This window comes from Streptomyces diastaticus subsp. diastaticus (assembly GCF_011170125.1).
Taxonomy (GTDB): Bacteria; Actinomycetota; Actinomycetes; order Streptomycetales; family Streptomycetaceae; genus Streptomyces; species Streptomyces diastaticus.
This window is the reverse complement of the sequence record NZ_BLLN01000003.1, coordinates 1,677,936-1,695,448: the sequence shown is the minus strand read 5'-3', so window position 1 is coordinate 1,695,448 and position 17,513 is coordinate 1,677,936. Positions and strand designations below refer to the sequence as shown.

The 17,513-nt window shown below is 76.5% G+C and carries 1 protein-coding gene (only partly in view); it reads right to left on the bottom strand.

Annotated features, from left to right (window positions below; translation table 11 throughout):
• On the bottom strand, positions 1–17,513 hold the 5' portion of the coding sequence (locus Sdia_RS15965; RefSeq protein ID WP_191835346.1) for a type I polyketide synthase. The gene continues 11,179 nt to the left of window position 1, outside the view; the window shows 17,513 of its 28,692 coding nt (coding positions 1–17,513); it begins with the start codon at positions 17,511–17,513; its stop codon lies off the left edge, out of view.

Genomic DNA, 17,513 nt, shown 5'->3' with positions numbered 1-17,513 from the left:
CGGTGGCGGCGGCCGTCGGCGGCGGCCTGCTCGGTGCGGCGGCGCCGCCACGAGGACAGGGCGGGCACCAGGGCGGACAGGGTGTCGTCGTCCAGGCCGAGGTCGGCGCCGAGGGTGGGCAGGTCGGCCCGCTCGACGGCCGCCCAGAACGCGGCGTCGGCTCCGGTGTCGGCGGGGCCGGCGGCGGCCGGGGTGAAGGTGGTGTCGGGCCAGTAGCGGCTGCGCTGGAAGGCGTAGGTGGGCAGGTCGACGCGGCGAGCGCCGGTGCCGTCGAAGGGCCCGGTCCAGTCGACGGGGGTGCCGTGGACGTGCAGCCGGGCGAGGGCGGCGGTGAGCGAGGACACCTCGTCGCGGTCGCGTCGCAGCGCGGGGACGGTGGTGGCGGGCCCGGTGGCGGTGGCGCCGGCCGGGTCGGTGTCCGCGTCGAGGACGGCGCGGGCGGCGGCGGAGAGGGTGCCGTCGGGTCCGAGTTCCAGGTAGGCGGTGACGCCCTGGCGGGCCAGGGTGCGTACCGCGTCGGCGAAGCGGACGGTGGCGCGGACCTGGCCGACCCAGTACTCGGGCGAACGCAGCTCCTCGGGGGCGGCGGGGGCGCCGGTGACGGTGGAGACCACCGGCACGAGCGGCATCTGGTAGGCGAGGCCGCGGGCCACGCGGGCGAAGTCGTCGAGCATGGCGTCCATGCGCGGCGAGTGGAAGGCATGACTCACGCGCAGCGGGCGGGTGCGGCGGCCGTCCTCGGCGAGGCGGGCGGCGACGGCGGCGACCGGCTCCTCGTCGCCGGCGATCACCACGGCGCGCGGGCCGTTGACCGCGGCGAGGCAGACCTGGTCCTCGCGGCCCTCCAGGAAGGGCAGTACCTCTTCCTCGGCCGCTTCGACGGCCACCATGGCGCCGCCGGCCGGCAGGGCGGCCATGAGGCGGCCGCGGGCGGCGACCAGGGTGCAGGCGTCGTCCAGGGAGAAGACGCCTGCCACGTGGGCGGCGGCGATCTCGCCGACGGAGTGGCCGGCGACCTGGTCGGGGCGGACGCCCCAGGACTCGACGAGCCGGTACAGGGCGACTTCGAGGGCGAACAGGGCGGGTTGCGTGTACGCCGTGTCGTGCAGGAGGGCGGCCTCGGGGGCGCTCTCACCGGCGAACAGCACCTCGCGCAGCGGGCGGTCGAGTTCCTGGTCGAACCGGGCAAGGACGGCGTCCAGGGCCTCGGCGAAGACCGGGTGGCGGCCGTACAGTTCGCGTCCCGTGGCGGCGCGCTGGCTGCCCTGGCCGGTGAAGAGGAAGGCCAGCCTTCCGCGTGCGGGGGCGCCGGTGAGCAGCGCGGCGTCGTGGCTGCCGTCGCGGAGCGCGGTGAGTGCCCGCAGCAGGCCGTCCCGGTCGCCGGTGAGGACGGCGGCTCGGTGTTCCAGGGCGCCGCGGGTGGTGGCCAGGGAGTGGGCCAGATCCACGAGCGGTACGTCGGGCCGGTCGGTGAGGTGTCCGGCGAGGCGGTCGGCCTGCTCGCGCAGGGCGGCCTCGGTCCGTGCGGAGAGCAGGACGGGGACGCCCGGGGGCAGGGTGGCGGGGTCGGTGGCGCCGGCCGGCGCGGGGACCGCGGCGGGTTCGGCCGCGGGGTCCTCCGGGGCCTGCTCGACGACGGTGTGGACGTTGGTGCCGGAGAGGCCGAAGGAGGAGACGGCGGCCCGGTGCGGGCGTCCGGTCTCGGGCCAGGGCACGGTCTCGGTGACCAGGTCGATCGCGCCGGAGTCCCAGTCGACGTGACGGGACGGGGTGTCGACGTGCAGGGTGCGCGGGACGGTGCCGTGCCGCATCGCCATGACCATCTTCATGACGCCGGCGATGCCGGAGGCCATCTGTGTGTGGCCGATGTTGGACTTCACCGAGCCGAGCAGCAGCGGCCGGTCCTCGGGCCGGTCCTGGCCGTACGTCGCCAGCAGCGCCTGCGCCTCGATCGGGTCGCCGAGGGCGGTGCCGGTGCCGTGGCCCTCGACCACGTCCACCTCGCCCGGGGTGAGTCCGGCGTTGGCGAGGGCCTGGCGGATGACGCGGGCCTGGGAGGGGCCGTTGGGGGCGGTCAGCCCGTTGGAGGCGCCGTCCTGGTTGACGGCGGAGCCGCGGATCACGGCGAGGACCGGGTGGCCGTTGCGGCGGGCGTCGGAGAGGCGCTCGACGAGGACGAGGCCGACGCCCTCGGCGAGGCTCATGCCGTCGGCGCCCTCGGCGTAGGCCTTGCAGCGGCCGTCGGGGGCCATGGCGCGCTGACGGCTGAAGCCGGTGAACGCCTGCGGGGTGGCCATGACGCTGACGCCGCCCGCCAGGGCGAGGGAGGACTCGCCGTTGCGCAGCGACTGGCAGGCCAGGTGCAACGCCACCAGCGAGGAGGAGCAGGCGGTGTCCAGGGTGACGGCCGGGCCCTCCAGCCCGAAGGTGTAGGCGAGGCGGCCGGACATCACGCTGGAGATGGTGCCGGTGATCAGGTGCCCCTCGGCGCCCTCCGAGCTGCCGCCGCCCGCGGTGTAGTCCTGGTAGCTGGCGCCGATGAAGGTGCCGGTCGTGCTGCCGCGCAGGGTGGCGGGATCGATGCCCGCGCGCTCCATGGCCTCCCAGCCGGTCTCCAGCAGCAGGCGTTGCTGCGGGTCCATCGCCAGCGCCTCGCGCGGGGAGATCCCGAAGAAGCCCGCGTCGAAGTCGGCGACGTCGTGCAGGAAACCGCCCTGCGTGGAGTAGGTGGTGCCGGGACGGTCGGGGTCCGGGTCGTACAGGGCCTCGGCGTCCCAGCCACGGTCGGCGGGGAAGCCGGTGACGGCGTCGCCGCCGGCCGCCACCAGCTCCCACAGTGCCTCGGGCGAGGTGACGCCGCCGGGGTAGCGGCAGCTCATCGCGACGACGGCGATCGGCTCGTCGTCGACGGCGGCCGTGGCGCGGACCGGGCCGTCGGACTCGGCGGACGGGCCGCCGACCAGACCGCGCAGGTGGCCCACGAGGGTGAGCGGGTCCGGGTAGTCGAACACCATGGTGCTCGGCAGGGTGAGGCCGGTGACGGTGGCGAGGCGGTTGCGCAGGTCGACCGCGGTGAGCGAGTCGAAGCCGACGTCGCGGAAGGCGCGCCGCTCCGAAAGCGTCTCCGGCGAGGCGTGGCCGAGGGCGGTGGCGGCCTCGGAGCGCACCAGGTCGAGCAGGAGGCGTTCCTGCTCGCCGGCCGGCAGGGAGCGGAGGCGGTGGACGAACTCGCCGCCCTCGGCGGCCCGGGCCTCGCTCTCCTCGGTGAGCCGGCGCACCTCGGGCACGTCCTCGAAGAGGCCGGTGGGCCGCGAGGAGGTGAAGACGGGGTGGTAGCGGTCCCAGTCGACGTCGGCGACGGCGATGGCGCCCTCGTCCCCGTCCAGGACCTGCCGGAGCCCGGCGAGGGCCAGCCGCGGGTCCATGAACTCCAGTCCGCTGCGGCGGATCTGGCCGGGGTCGACGCGGCCGAGCCTCATGTCGTCGGCCCAGATGCCCCAGGACACGGCGGTGCCGTTGGCGCCGCGGGCGCGCCGGTGCTCGGCGAGCGCGTTGATGTGGGCGTTGGCGGCGACGTACGCCGCGTGCCGGCCGCTGCCCCACATGCCGGCGGTGGAGGAGTACAGGACGAACGCGTCGAGCTGGTCGTCGTCGAGGAGTGCGTCCAGGTGCGCGGCGCCGGCGGTCTTGGCGTGGACCACCTTGGCGAACGCGTCGAGGCTGGTCTCCTCGATGGACTGGAGCTCGATGACGGCGGCGGTGTGGAAGACGCTGCGCACGGTGCGGCCCTCGGCGGTGAGGCCGTCCAGGAGCGCGGCGAGGGCCTCGCGGTCGGTGACGTCGCACGCGGCGACGGTCACCTGGCAGCCGCGGCCGCCGAGTTCGGCGGCGAGTTCGGCGACGCCGGGGGCGTCCGCGCCGCGGCGGCTGGTGAGGACCAGGTCGCGGGCGCCCTGGTCGGCGAGCCAGCGGGCCAGGTGCGGGCCGAGAGTGCCGGTGCCGCCGGTGACCAGGACGGTGCCGCGCGGGGTCCAGCCACCGGTTCCGGCGGGCGCCGCCGGGGCCGGCAGGACGCGCCGGGCCAGGACGCCGGAGGCGCGTACGGCGAGTTGGTCCTCGCCGGTGGTGCCGGACAGGACGGCGGCGAGGCGTTCGCCCGCGCGGCGGTCCAGGGTCTCGGGGAGGTCGACGGTGCCGCCCCAGCGGTCCGGGTGCTCCAGGGCGGCGGTCCAGCCGAGGCCCTGGACGAGCGCCTGGGCGGGCCGGGTGAGGCGGTCGGCGCGGCCGGTGGAGACGGCGCCGCGCGTGAGCGCCCAGACGGGGGCCTCCATCCCGGCGTCGCCGAGGGCCTGCACCAGCGTGAGGCTGAGGGCGAGGCCGGTGGTGAGCACCGGGTGGACGGCCCCGGTGGACTCGTCGTCGGCCAGCAGCGAGACGACCGCGGTGGGCTCGGGCAGGTCGCGCAGCCGGTCCGCGAGGACCGCCCGGTCGGCGTCGGCGGCGTTCAGCGTGAGCGGCAGCGTCCGGGCGCCGTGCGCGGCCAGGTGCTCCGCCACGGCGGCCGCGTACGTCCGGTCGGTGCCGTCGGTGGTGACGAGCAGCCAGGTGCCGTCCAGGGTGGCGGCGGGCAGCTTGCCGAGCGGCTTCCAGGTGGCACGGTAGCGCCAGGAGCCGACGGTGGAGCGGTCGCGGCGCCGGCGGCGCCAGGTGGAGAGGGCGGGCAGGACCGGGGCGAGCGCGTCGCGGTCGAGTTCCAGCCGGGAGGCGAGGGACTCCGCGTCCTCCTGCTCGACCTCGGCCCAGAACTCGGCGTCGGCCGGGTCTTTGTCACCGGAACCCTGCGGGCGTGAGCCGACGGCCCACAGGTGCTCGCGCTGGAAGGCGTAGGTGGGCAGGGGTGTCCTGCGGGCGCCGGTACCGGCGTAGACCGCGCTCCAGTCGGCGCGGCCGCCGCGGACCCACTGCTCGGCGAGCGAGGTGAGGAAGCGGGCCAGGTCGCCCTGTTCGCGGCGGAGGGTGCCGACGGCGGCGGCCGGGCGGCCGGTGGCCTCGGCGGTGGCCTGGACGGCCATGGTCAGCACCGGGTGCGGGCTGATCTCGACGAAGAGCGTGTGCTCGGCTTCGAGGAGGGCGCGCACGCCCTCCTCGAAGCGGACCGTCCCGCGCAGGTTGCGGTACCAGTAGGCGGCGTCCAGGCCGGTGGTGTCGAGCGTGCCGCCGGTGACGGTGGAGTGGAACGGGACGCGGGCGGCGCGGGGCGCCACCGCGCCGAGCACGTCGAGGAGTTCGGCCTCGATGTGCTCGACCTGCGCCGAGTGGGAGGCGTAGTCCACGGCGATCCGGCGGGCGCGCAGGTCGCGGGAGGTGAACTCGGCCTGGAGGGCGTCCAGGGCGTCGGGCGTACCGGCGAGGACGACGGAGTGCGGGCCGTTGACGGCGGCCACGGAGACGGCGCCCTCGTACGCGGGCAGGTACTTCTCGGCCTCGGCGGCGGACACCTGGACGGACATCATGCCGCCGGCCCCGGCCAGGACGCGGCGGATGGCCTGGGAGCGCAGGGCGACGACGCGGGCACCGTCGTCGAGGGTGAGCGCGCCGGACACGACGGCGGCGGCGATCTCCCCCTGGGAGTGGCCGATCACCGCGTCGGGGGTGACGCCGTGGGCCCTCCACAGTTCCGCCAGGGAGACCATCACGGCCCAGGTGGCGGGCTGGACGACGTCGACGCGGTCCAGCGTGGGGGCGCCGTCGGCCTGGCGGACGACGTCGACGAGGCTCCAGTCGGTGTACGGGGCCAGCGCGGCCGCGCACGCGTGGAACCGCTCGGCGAACGCCGGTGAGGTGTCGAGGAGTTCGGCGCCCATGCCGGTCCACTGGGAGCCCTGGCCGGGGAAGACGAACACGGTGCGGCCGTCGGTGTCGGCGGTGCCGCGGACGACCTGCCCGGTGGACTCGTCGGCGCCGAACGCGGCGAGCGCTTCGGCGAGTTCGCCGGTGCCGGAGCCGAGGGCGACCGCGCGGTGATCCAGGACGGAGCGCGCGGTGACCAGCGTGTGGCCGACGTCGGCGGGGTGCGGCGCGGTCCCGGTGGTGACGTGGGCGGCCAGGTTGGCGGCCTGCTCCCGCAGGGCGGCGGGGGCGGCGGCGGAGAGGACCCAGGGCAGGGTGCCGCCCGCCGGGAGGGTGGCTGCGGCGGCCGGCGCGGGCTCCTCCGCGGGGGTCGCCTGTTCCAGGACGGCGTGGGCGTTGGTGCCGCTGATGCCGAAGGAGGAGACGGCGGCGCGGAGCGGGCGGCCGGCCCTGGCCCACTCGGTGTTCTCGGTGATCAGGCGGACGGTGCCGCTGGACCAGTCGATGTGGCTGGAGGGCTCCGCGGCGTGCAGGGTGCGCGGCAGGGTGCCGTGGCGCATCGCCATGACCATCTTGATGACGCCCGCGACGCCGGCGGCCGACTGGGTGTGGCCGATGTTGGACTTCACCGAGCCGAGCAGCAGCGGGTCGCCGGGGTCGCGGTCCTTGCCGTAGGTGGCGTGCAGCGCCTGGGCCTCGATGGGGTCGCCGAGGGCGGTGCCGGTGCCGTGCGCCTCGACCGCGTCGATGTCGTCGGTGGTCAGGCCGGAGGCGGCCAGGGCCTGGCGGATGACGCGGACCTGGGAGGGGCCGTTGGGGGCGGTCAGCCCGTTGGAGGCGCCGTCCTGGTTGACGGCCGAGCCGCGGACGACGGCCAGGACCTCGTGGCCGTTGCGGCGGGCGTCGGACAGCCGCTCCAGGACGAGGATGCCGACGCCCTCGGCGAGGGTCATGCCGTCGGCGCCCTCGGAGAAGGCCTTGCAGCGGCCGTCCCGGGCCAGGGCCCGCTGCCGGCTGAAGGCGATGAACGGCATCGGGTTGGTCATGACGGTGGCGCCGCCCGCCAGGGCGAGGGTGGACTCGCCGTTGCGCAGCGACTGGCAGGCCAGGTGCAGCGCCACCAGCGAGGAGGAGCAGGCCGTGTCGACCGTGACAGCCGGGCCCTCCAGGCCGAAGGAGTAGGCGAGGCGGCCGGAGAGCACGCTGGGGCTGGAGCCGGTGACGGCGTGGCCCGCGGACCCGTCGTCCATGGCGACGCCGTAGTCCTGGTAGGTGGAGCCGATGAAGGTGCCGGTGGGGGTGGAGTGTACGGCGGCCGGGTCGATGCCGGCGTGTTCGAACGCCTCCCAGGTGGTCTCCAGCAGCAGGCGCTGCTGCGGGTCCATGGAGACGGCCTCACGCGGCGATATGCCGAAGAAGCCGGCGTCGAACTCGCCCGCGTCGTGCAGGAATCCGCCCTGCGTGGAGTAGGTGGTGCCGGGCCGGTCGGGGTCCGGGTCGTACAGCGCGTCGCCGTCCCAGCCGCGGTTGACGGGGAACTCGGAGATGGCGTCGGTGTTGTCGGCGACGAGTTGCCAGAAGGCGTCGGCGGAGCGCGCGCCGCCGGGGAAGCGGCAGCTCATCCCGATGATGGCGATGGGCTCGTCGGTGGTCGCGGGGCCCGTTGCCGGCACGGCCCCGGTGTCGGCGGTGCCGAGGAGTTCGCCGCGCAGGTGGCGGGCGAGGGCGGCGGGGTTCGGGTAGTCGAACACCAGGGTGGTCGGCAGGGCGAGGCCGGTGAGGGCGGCGAGCCGCTTCCGCAGTTCGACGGCGGTCAGCGAGTCGAACCCGGCGTCGCGGAACGCCTTCTTGACCGGGACGCCCTCGGCGGAGGTGTGGCCGAGGACGACGGCGGCCTCGGCGCGTACGAGGTCGGCCAGGAGACGTTCCTGCTCCTGCTCGGTGAGGCCGCCGAGGCGGCCGGCCAGCTCGGAGGCGGTCCCGGTGGTCTCGCGGGCACCGAGGCCGGCGACGGTGTCGACGGCGTCGAACAGGCGGCTGGCGCGGGCGGCGGTGAAGACCGGGTGGTACTGCTCCCAGTCGACGTCGGCGACGGTCACGGTGGCCTCGTCGCGCACCACGGCGCGGCGCAGCTCCGCCATGGCGGTGGCCGGGTCCAGCAGCCGCAGGCCGGTCCGCTCCAGGTTCTCGAAGACGGTCCGGTGGGCGCTGGCCATGCCGACCTCGGCCCAGGGGCCCCAGGCGACGGAGGTGGCGGCGAGTCCGCGGGAGCGGCGGTTCTCGGCGAGCGCGTCGAGGTAGGCGTTGGCGGCCGCGTAGGCGCTCTGGCCCGCGCTTCCCCACACACCGGCGACGGAGGAGACCAGGACGAGGAAGTCGAGGTCGTGGCCGTCGAGGAGCGCGTCGAGGTGGGCGGCGCCGAGGGTCTTGGCGGCCATGGCGGCGGCGACCTGGTCGAGCGGGGTGTCGGCCAGCGGCGCGGCCTGGCCGACGCCGGCGGCGTGCACGACGCCGGTGAGGGGGGCGTCCTCGGGCACCGCGGCGAGGACCCGGGCGAGGGCGTCGCGGTCGGCGCTGTCGCAGGCGGTGAGGGTGACGCGGGCGCCGAGTTCCTCCAGTTCGGCGCGGAGTCCGGCGGCGCCGGGGGCGTCGGGGCCGCGGCGGCCGGTGAGGATGAGGTGGGCGGCGCCGGAGCGGGCGAGCCACCGTGCGGCCTCGGCGCCGAGGCCGCCGGTGCCGCCGGTGACCAGGACGGTGCCCGAAGCGGTGAACTCGTCCTCGCGGGGCAGGTCGTCGCCGGGGTGGCGGACGACGCGGCGGGCCAGGGTGCCGGAGGCGCGGACGGCGAGCTGGTCCTCGCCGTCGCGGGTGGCGAGGAGGCTGACCAGGCGCTGGGTGGCCGGGGCGTCGAGCACCTCCGGCAGGTCGATCAGGCCGCTCCACTGCTCGGGGCGTTCCAGCGCGGCGACCCGGCCCAGTCCCCAGGCGGCGGCGCGGGCGGGATGGGTGAGCGGGTCGCCGGGCCCGGTGGAGACGGCGCCTCGGGTGACCGTCCACAGCGGGGCGGTGACGGCGGCGTCGCCGAGTGCCTGGGCGAGGACCACGCCGAGGGCGAAACCGGCCGGCAGTCCGCCGGCGGGCGTGTCGGTGCCGGCGGCCCCGGGGCGGGCGGCGTCGGCGAGCGGCAGCAGCGACAGGACGCCGCTGATGCCGGCGGCGCCGTCGGCCCCGGAGGTCTCGACGGCGGCGCGCAGGCCGGCGGTGAGACGGTCCCGGTCGAGGTGGGAGGTGTCGAGGACCAGGCGCTCGACGGCCGCGCCGTGCCCGCGCAGGGCGTCCAGCACCGTGTCGGCCGCACCGTCGTCGGCGGTGGTGACGGCCAGCCAGGTCCCGTCGAGGACGGGGGCCTTCTCCGTCCTGGCGGGCTGCCAGGCGATCCGGTAGCGGGCGGCGTCCAGGACGGCCCGCTCGTGGCGGGCGCGGCGCCAGGAGGTCAGCGAGGGCAGCAGCGTGTAGAGGGAGGCGTGCTCCTCGTCGCGCAGGCCGAGGAGTCCGGCGAGTCCGGCGGCGTCGCCGCGTTCGACGGCGGTCCACAGCTCGGCGTCGGCGGGACCGGTGGCGCCGTCGGCGGCCCGCCGGACGGTGGGCGCGGTGGTGTCGGGCCAGTACGTCTCGTGCTGGAAGGCGTAGGTGGGCAGTTCGACGGCGGTGGCGTCGGCGGGGTGGACGGCGGCCCAGTCGACGCGGACGCCGCGGACGTGGAGCCGGGCGAGCGCGGTGAGGACGGACTCGTCCTCACCGCGGTCGGTGCGCAGTGTCGGGACGGCGTCGGCCTCGGTGTCGTCGCCGAGGGTGTCCTGGGTGGCGGCGCACAGGGAACCGCCGGGGCCCAGTTCCAGGTAGGTGGTGGCGCCGGCCTCGTGGGCGGCGCGCACGGCGTCGGCGAAGCGGACGGTGGAGCGCACGTGGCGGACCCAGTAGTCGGCGGTGCGCAGGTCGTCGCCCTCGGCGAGGCGGCCCGTGAGATCGCAGACCACCGGCACGGTCGGCTCGTGGTAGGTGAGGCTCTCGGCGATCTCACGGAAGGCGTCCAGCATCGCGTCCATGCGGGGCGAGTGGAAGGCGTGGCTGACCCGCAGGCGGCGGGTGGCGCGGCCGAGGCCGGCGAAGTGGGCGGCGATGCCCGCGGCGGTCTCCTCGTCGCCGGAGACGACGACGGCGGCGGGTCCGTTGACGGCGGCGAGGTCGGCCACGTCCTCCTCGCCTGCCAGCAGGGGCCGGACCTCGTCCTCGGACGCCTGGATCGACCACATGGCGCCGCCCTCGGGCAGGGCCTGCATCAGACGGGCGCGGGCGGCGACGAGGGCGCAGGCGTCGTCCAGGGAGAGGACGCCCGCGGCGTGGGCGGCGCCGATGCCGCCGACGGAGTGACCGAGGAGCACGCCGGGGCGTACGCCCCAGGAGCGGACCAGCCGGTACAGGGCGGTCTCCAGGGCGAACAGCGCGGGCTGGGTCCAGCCGGTCTCGTACAGGGCGGCGGCGCCCGGGGTGCCCTCCTCGGCGAACAGGACGTCCTTGAGGGAGCCGTGCGGGGTGCCGGCGGGCGCGTCGACGAGCAGCGGGTCGAGCCGGGCGACGACCTCGTCCAGAGCCTCGGCGAACACCGGGTGGCGCGCGTACAGTTCGCGGCCCAGGCCGGGGCGCTGGCTGCCCTGGCCGGTGAAGAGCAGGGCGGTGCGGCCGGCGCCGCCGGTCTCGCCGACCACGAGTGCCGGGTCGGGACGGTCGGCGGCGAGCGCGGCCAGCGCGCGGCGGGCGTCGTCGGCGGTGCCGACGACGACGGCGCGCTGCTCGAAGGCCGGGCGGGTGGTGGCCAGCGACAGGGTGACGTCGGCGGGGGTGTCGTCGGGGTGCGCGGCGAGGTGGTCGAGCAGCCGGGCGGCCTGGGCACGCAGCGCGGGGCGGGTGCGGCCGGAGAGGGTCCAGGGCAGGACGGCGGGCCCGGCGGCGGCGGCCGCCGTGCCGGCCGTGCGGGCGGGGGCGGGCTCACCCTGCTCCAGGACGACGTGCGCGTTGGTGCCGCTGATGCCGAAGGAGGAGACGCCCGCACGGCGGGGGCGGCCGGTCTCCGGCCAGGCGGCCGGGTCCTGGAGGAGGCGGACGTCACCGCTCTCCCAGTCGACGTGGCGGGAGGGGCGGCCGGCGTGCAGGGTGGGCGGCAGTTGGCCGTGGCGCATCGCCATGACCATCTTGATGACGCCCGCGACTCCGGCGGCGGCCTGGGTGTGGCCGATGTTGGACTTCACCGAGCCGAGCAGCAGCGGCCGGTCCCCGGGCCGGTCCTGCCCGTACGTCGCCAGCAGCGCCTGCGCCTCGATCGGGTCGCCGAGAGCGGTGCCGGTGCCGTGCGCCTCGACCGCGTCGACGTCGGAGGGCGCCAGGCCGGCTGTTCCGAGGGCCTGGCGGATGACGCGCTGCTGGGACGGACCGTTGGGGGCGGTCAGCCCGTTGGAGGCGCCGTCCTGGTTGACGGCGGAGCCGCGGACCACGGCGAGCACCCGGTGGCCGTTGCGGCGGGCGTCGGACAGCCGCTCCAGGACGAGCACGCCGACGCCCTCGGACCAGCCGACGCCGTCGGCCTCGTCGGAGAACGCCTTGCAGCGGCCGTCGGGGGACAGACCGCGCTGGCGGGAGAACTCGATGAGGGAGGTCGGGGTGGACATCACCGTGACGCCGCCGGCCAGGGCGAGCGAGCACTCGCCGGAGCGCAGGGCCTGCATGGCCCAGTGCATGGCGACCAGGGAGGAGGAGCAGGCGGTGTCCACGGTGACCGCCGGACCCTCCAGCCCCAGGGCGTAGGAGACCCGGCCGGAGGCGATGCTGGGGGCCGTGCCGCTGCCCTGGTGGCCCTCGAAGCGCTCGTCGGCGAGGGTCGCCGAGTAGTCGCTGTACATGACGCCGGCGAAGACGCCGGTCTGGCTGCCGCGCAGGCCCGCCGGGTCGATGCCGGCGTGCTCGACGGCGGTCCAGGACGCCTCCAGCAGGAGCCGCTGCTGGGAGTCGGTGGCGAGCGCCTCGCGCGGGCTCATGCCGAAGAAGCCGGGGTCGAACTCCCCCGCGTCGTGGAGGAATCCGCCGTAGCGGGTGTACGAGGTGCCGGGGTGGTCGGGGTCGGGGTGGTAGAGGGAGTCGAGGTCCCAGCCGCGGTTGACGGGCAGCCCGCCGATCGCGTCGGTGCCCTCGGTGACCAGGCGCCACAGGTCGTCGGGCGAGCCGACGCCGCCGGGGTAGCGGCAGCTCATGCCGACGATGACGATCGGGTCCTCGGCGGTGGCGCGCGTCCGCGGGGTGGTCGCGGGCGTCGTGGTGTCCGGGGTGCCGGTCAGTTCCTCCAGGAGGTGACCGGCCAGGGACGCCACGGTCGGGTAGTCGAAGATGACGGTGGCGGAGGTGCGCAGGCCGGTGGCGGCGGCCAGCCGGTTGCGCAGCTCGACGGCGGTCAGTGAGTCGAACCCGAGCTCCTGGAAGGGGCGTTCGGGGTCGATGTCGGCGGCGGAGGCATGGCCGAGGACGGCGGCCGTCCGGTCGCGCACCAGGTCGACGACGGCCTCGGTGCGGGCCTCCTCGTCGAGCCGGGCGAGCCGCTGGGCGAGGCCGAGGGCGGCTTCGGAGCCGGTGCGCGCGGTGCGCCGGGCGCGGGTGCGGACCAGGCCGCGCAGGAGCGGCGGCACCTCGCCACGGCCGCGCAGCGCCGCGAGGTCGAGACGGGCGGGCAGGACGGCGGCGCGTGGCTGCGCGAGGGCGGCGTCGAAGAGGGCCAGGCCCTGCTCGGCGGTGAGCGGGGGCGTGCCGGAGCGGGACATGCGCTCCAGGTCCTGCTCGGCCAGTGCGCCGGTCATGCCGCCGGTGGGTACCCAGGGCCCCCAGCCGAGGGAGAGGCCGGGCAGGCCGGCGTCGCGGCGCAGGCGGGCGACGGCGTCCAGGAAGGCGTTTGCGGCGGCGTAGTTGGCCTGGCCGGGGGCGCCGGTGGTGCCGGCGAGGGAGGAGAACACGACGAACGCGGCGAGGTCGAGGTCGCGGGTGGCCCGGTGCAGGTGCCAGACGGCGTCGGCCTTGGGCCGCAGTACGGCGGAGAGCCGTTCCTCGGTGAGGGACTCGACCAGGCCGTCGTCGAGGGTGCCGGCGGTGTGCACGACGGCGGTGACGGGGTGTTCGGCCGGCACGGCGGCGAACAGCCTGCCGACGGCGTCCGGGTCGCTGACGTCGCAGACGGCGAGGGTGACCTCGGCGCCCCGTCCGGCCAGTTCGGCGGCGAGTTCGCCGGCACCGGGGGCGTCGGGGCCGCGCCGGCCGGCGAGCACCAGGTGGCGTACGCCGCGCTCGGTGACGAGGTGGCGGGCGAGGACCGCGCCGAGGCCGCCGGTGCCGCCGGTGACGACGACGGTGCCGTCGGGGTTCCAGGCGGGGGCGGTGTGGTCGCCGTCGGGGCGGACGCGGGCGAGCCGGGCGGCGAACACGGCGCCGCCGCGGAGCGCCGTCTGCGGTTCCTGGGCGGCGAGCGCGGCGGCGAGCGCGGCGGGGTCGGTCTCCGCGGCGGGGTCGAGGTCGAGCAGGCCGAAGCGGTGGGGGTGTTCGGCCTGGGCGGAGCGGACCAGGCCCCAGGCGGCCGCGGCGGCCGGGTCGGTGAGCGGGCCGTCCGCGGCGGCGACGGCGCCGCGGGTGACGAACACCAGGCGCGAGCCGTCGCGGGTGTCCTCGGCGAGCCAGTGCCGGATGTGCCCAAGGACGCGAGCGGTGAGCGCGTGGACCTCGGCGGGCACGGCCTCGGAGTCGCTCCCGGCGACCGGGACGAGGACCAGTTCGGGCGTGTCGGCTCCGCCGGTCCCGGTGAGGGGGGTGACGGTGCACCCGGCGGCGGTGAGGGCGGCGCCGAGCCGGTGCGGGTCGGTGCCGAGCAGGCCGACCGTGCCGGGGGCGTCGGTTTCGGCGACGCCGTGCGGGCGGGTCCAGTCGAGGTGGAAGAGGGCGTCACGCTCCAGCGCGTCGGCGGCGGCGCGGCGCGCGTCGGGGGCGGAGCGCAGTACCAGGGTGCCGACGGAGGCCACGGGCACGCCGGTGGTGTCGGCGACGGTGAGGGTGACCGCGTCGTCGCCGGCGGGGGTGATGCGGACGCGGGCCTCGGTGGCTCCGGCCGCGTGGAGGGTGACGTCCTGCCAGGCGAAGGGCAGCCCGCCCCGGGCGTCCTCGCCGAGTGGGGCGAGGGCGGTGGCGTGCAGGGCGGCGTCGAGCAGTGCGGGGTGCAGGCCGAAGGAGGGGGCGTCGCCGGCGGGTCCGGCGTCGAGGGCGACCTCGGCGTAGGTCTCCTCGCCTCGGCGCCAGACGGCGCGCAGGCCGCGGAAGGCGGGACCGTAGGCGAAGCCGGCTTCGGCCAGGCCGTCGTAGAAACCGTCGAGGGTGACGCTCTCGGCGCCGGCGGGCGGCCAGACGGTGGCGTCGAACTCCTCGCCGTGGTGAGCGCCGGAGGCGAGGGTGCCGGCGGCGTGCTGGGTCCAGGGCCGGTCGTCGTCACCGTCGGGGCGGGAGTAGAGGGTCAGGGCGCGGCGGCCCGTCTCGTCCGGGGTGCCGATCCATACCTGGACCTGGACTCCGCCGTCCTCGGGCAGGGCGAGCGGGGCGGCGAGGGCGAGCTCCTCGACGCGGTCGCAGCCGACCTCGTCGCCGGCACGGACGGCGAGCTCCAGGAAGGCGGTGCCGGCCAGCAGCACGGTGCCGCGCACGGCGTGGTCGGCGAGCCAGGGGTGGGTGCGGACCGAGAGGCGGCCGGTGAGGAGCAGGCCGTCGGAGTTGGCGAGGGTGACGGCCGCGGCGAGCAGCGGGTGGTGGGCGGCGCCGAGGCCCGCCGAGCGCATGTCGCCGGTGAGCCCGGTGACGCCCTTGGGCCAGAAGCGGCGGTGCTGGAAGGCGTAGGTGGGCAGGTCGGCGCGGGCTGCGCCGGTCCCCTCGAACCAGCGGTCCCAGCGCACGGCGACGCCGCGCAGCTGGAGTCCGGTGGTGGTCTCGGTGAGGGTGGCGGCCTCGGGGCGGTCCTTGCGGAGCGCGGGCAGCACGGTGGCGTGCTCGTGTCCGGCGGCGTCCAGGACGGTCCGGGTGAGAGCGGCGAGGGTGGCGTCGGGGCCGAGTTCGAGGAAGAGTCCGGTGCCGTGTGCGGCGAGCCAGGACACGCCGTCCGCGAAGCGCACGGCGTGGCGGACGTGGTCGGTCCAGTAGTCGGCGGAGGTGAGCTGCTCGACGGTGGCGGGCACGCCGGTGAGGTTGGAGACGACCGGGACGGTGGGGGCCTGCGGGGAGAGTCCGGCGACGAGCGCGCGGAACTCCTCCAGCATCGGGTCCATGAGCGGCGAGTGGAACGCGTGGGACACCCGCAGCTTCCGCGTGCGGCGGCCGAGGGCGGCGACGCGTGCGGCGATGTCCTCGACGGGGCCCTCGGCTCCGGAGACGACGACCGAGGCGGGGCCGTTGACGGCGGCTACGGAGACCTGCCCGGCGTGCCCGGCGAGGAGCGGCGCGACCTCGTCCTCGGTGGCCTCCAGGGAGACCATGGCGCCGCCCTCGGGCAGGGCCTCCATGAGGCGGCCGCGGGCGGTGACCAGGGCGCAGGCGTCGGCGAGGGTGAACACGCCGGCGACGTGGGCGGCGGCTATCTCGCCGACGGAGTGCCCGGTGAGGTGGTCCGGGGTGACGCCCCAGGACTCGACGAGCCGGAACAGGGCCACTTCGAGGGCGAACAGGGCGGGCTGCGCGTACCCGGTGCGGTCGAGGAGGGCGGCTTCCTCGCTGCCCTCCTCGGCGAGGAGCAGGGGCCGCAGCGGGCGGTCGAGCCCGGCGTCGAGGTGGTCCAGGATCTCGTCGAGGGCACGGGCGAAGACGGGGAAGCGCGCGTACAGCTCGCGGCCCATGCCGGGGCGCTGGGCGCCCTGGCCGGAGAAGAGCACGGCGAGCTTGGTGCGGGCGCGCACCTGGTGGGTGGTGAGGCCGGGCGCGTCCTCGCCGGCGGCGAGCGCGGTGAGGAGGGTGACGGCGGTGTCCCGGCCGTCGGTGGTGAAGGCCGCGCGGTGCTCCAGGGTGGAGCGGGTGGTGGCCAGTGCGTGGGAGACGTCCAGGGCCGGCAGCGCGGGCCTTGCGGCGAGGTGGTCGAGCAGCCGGGCGGCCTGGGCGCGCAGCGCCTGCGGGGTACGGCCGGACAGCAGCCAGGGCAGCGCCCCGGCGTCGACGGCCGGGACGTCCTCGTCACCGTCGGCGGCCGGCTCCTGCGGGGCCTCCTCGATGATGGTGTGCGCGTTGGTGCCGGACAGGCCGAAGGAGGAGACGCCCGCGCGGCGCGGCGCGTTCTCGCGGCGGGGCCAGGGGGTGGGCTCGGTCAGCAGGCGGACGGCGCCCTCGGTCCAGTCGACGTGGGTGGAGGGCCGGTCGACGTGGAGGGTGCGCGGCAGCAGGTCGTGGCGCATCGCCATGACCATCTTGATGATGCCGGCGACACCGGCGGCGGCCTGCGTGTGGCTGATGTTGGACTTGACCGAGCCGAGCAGCAGCGGCTTGTCGGCGTCGCGGCCCTGCCCGTAGGTGGCCAGCAGTGCCTGGGCCTCGACGGGGTCGCCGAGGACGGTTCCGGTGCCGTGCGCCTCGACCGCGTCGACGTCGGCGGCGGTGAGCCGGGCGTTGACCAGGGCGGACTCGATGACGCGTTGCTGGGAGGGGCCGTTGGGGGCGGTGAGGCCGTTGGAGGCGCCGTCCTGGTTGACGGCGGAGCCGCGGACCACGGCGAGCACCCGGTGGCCGTTGCGGCGGGCCTCGGACAGCCGCTCCAGGACGAGGACGCCGACCCCCTCGGACCAGCCGGTGCCGTTGGCGGCGTCGGCGAAGGACTTGCAGCGGCCGTCGGCGGCGAGGCCGCCCTGGCGGGCGAACTCGACGAAGGTGGTGGGGCTCGCCATGACGGTGACACCGGCGGCCAGAGCCAGGGAGCACTCGCCGGCGCGCAGCGACTGGGCGGCCAGGTGCAGGGCGACCAGGGAGGAGGAGCAGGCGGTGTCGACGGTCACGGCCGGTCCGACGGCGCCGAAGAAGTAGGAGAGGCGGCCGGAGAGGATGCTGGTGGCGTTGCCGGTGAGCTGGAAGCCCTGGACGTCGTCGTCGGGACCGACCCGGTAGTCCTGGGGCATCGCGCCGACGAACATGCCGGTGCGGCTGCCGCGGACGCCCGCGGGATCGATGCCGGCCCGCTCGAAGGCCTCCCAGCCGGTCTCCAGGAGCAGCCGCTGCTGCGGGTCCATGGACAGCGCCTCGCGGGGCGAGATGCCGAAGAAGTCCGGGTCGAAGGCGGGCGCGTCGTGCAGGAAGCCGCCGGAGAAGTCCGCCGGGCCGTCGCCGACGGCGGCCTCCCAGCCGCGGTCCTCGGGCATGCCGGTGATGCCGTCCTCGCCGGCGGCCAGCATCCTCCACAGGTCCTCCGGGCTGCTGACCCCGCCGGGATAGCGGCAGCTCATGCCGACGATCGCGATGGGCTCGGTGGCCGCCGCCTCCAGCTCGGTGACCCGCTGCCGGGAGCGCTTCAGGTCGGCGCTCGCCCGCTTGAGGTAGTTCCGGAGCTTCTGTTCCTTGTCCAT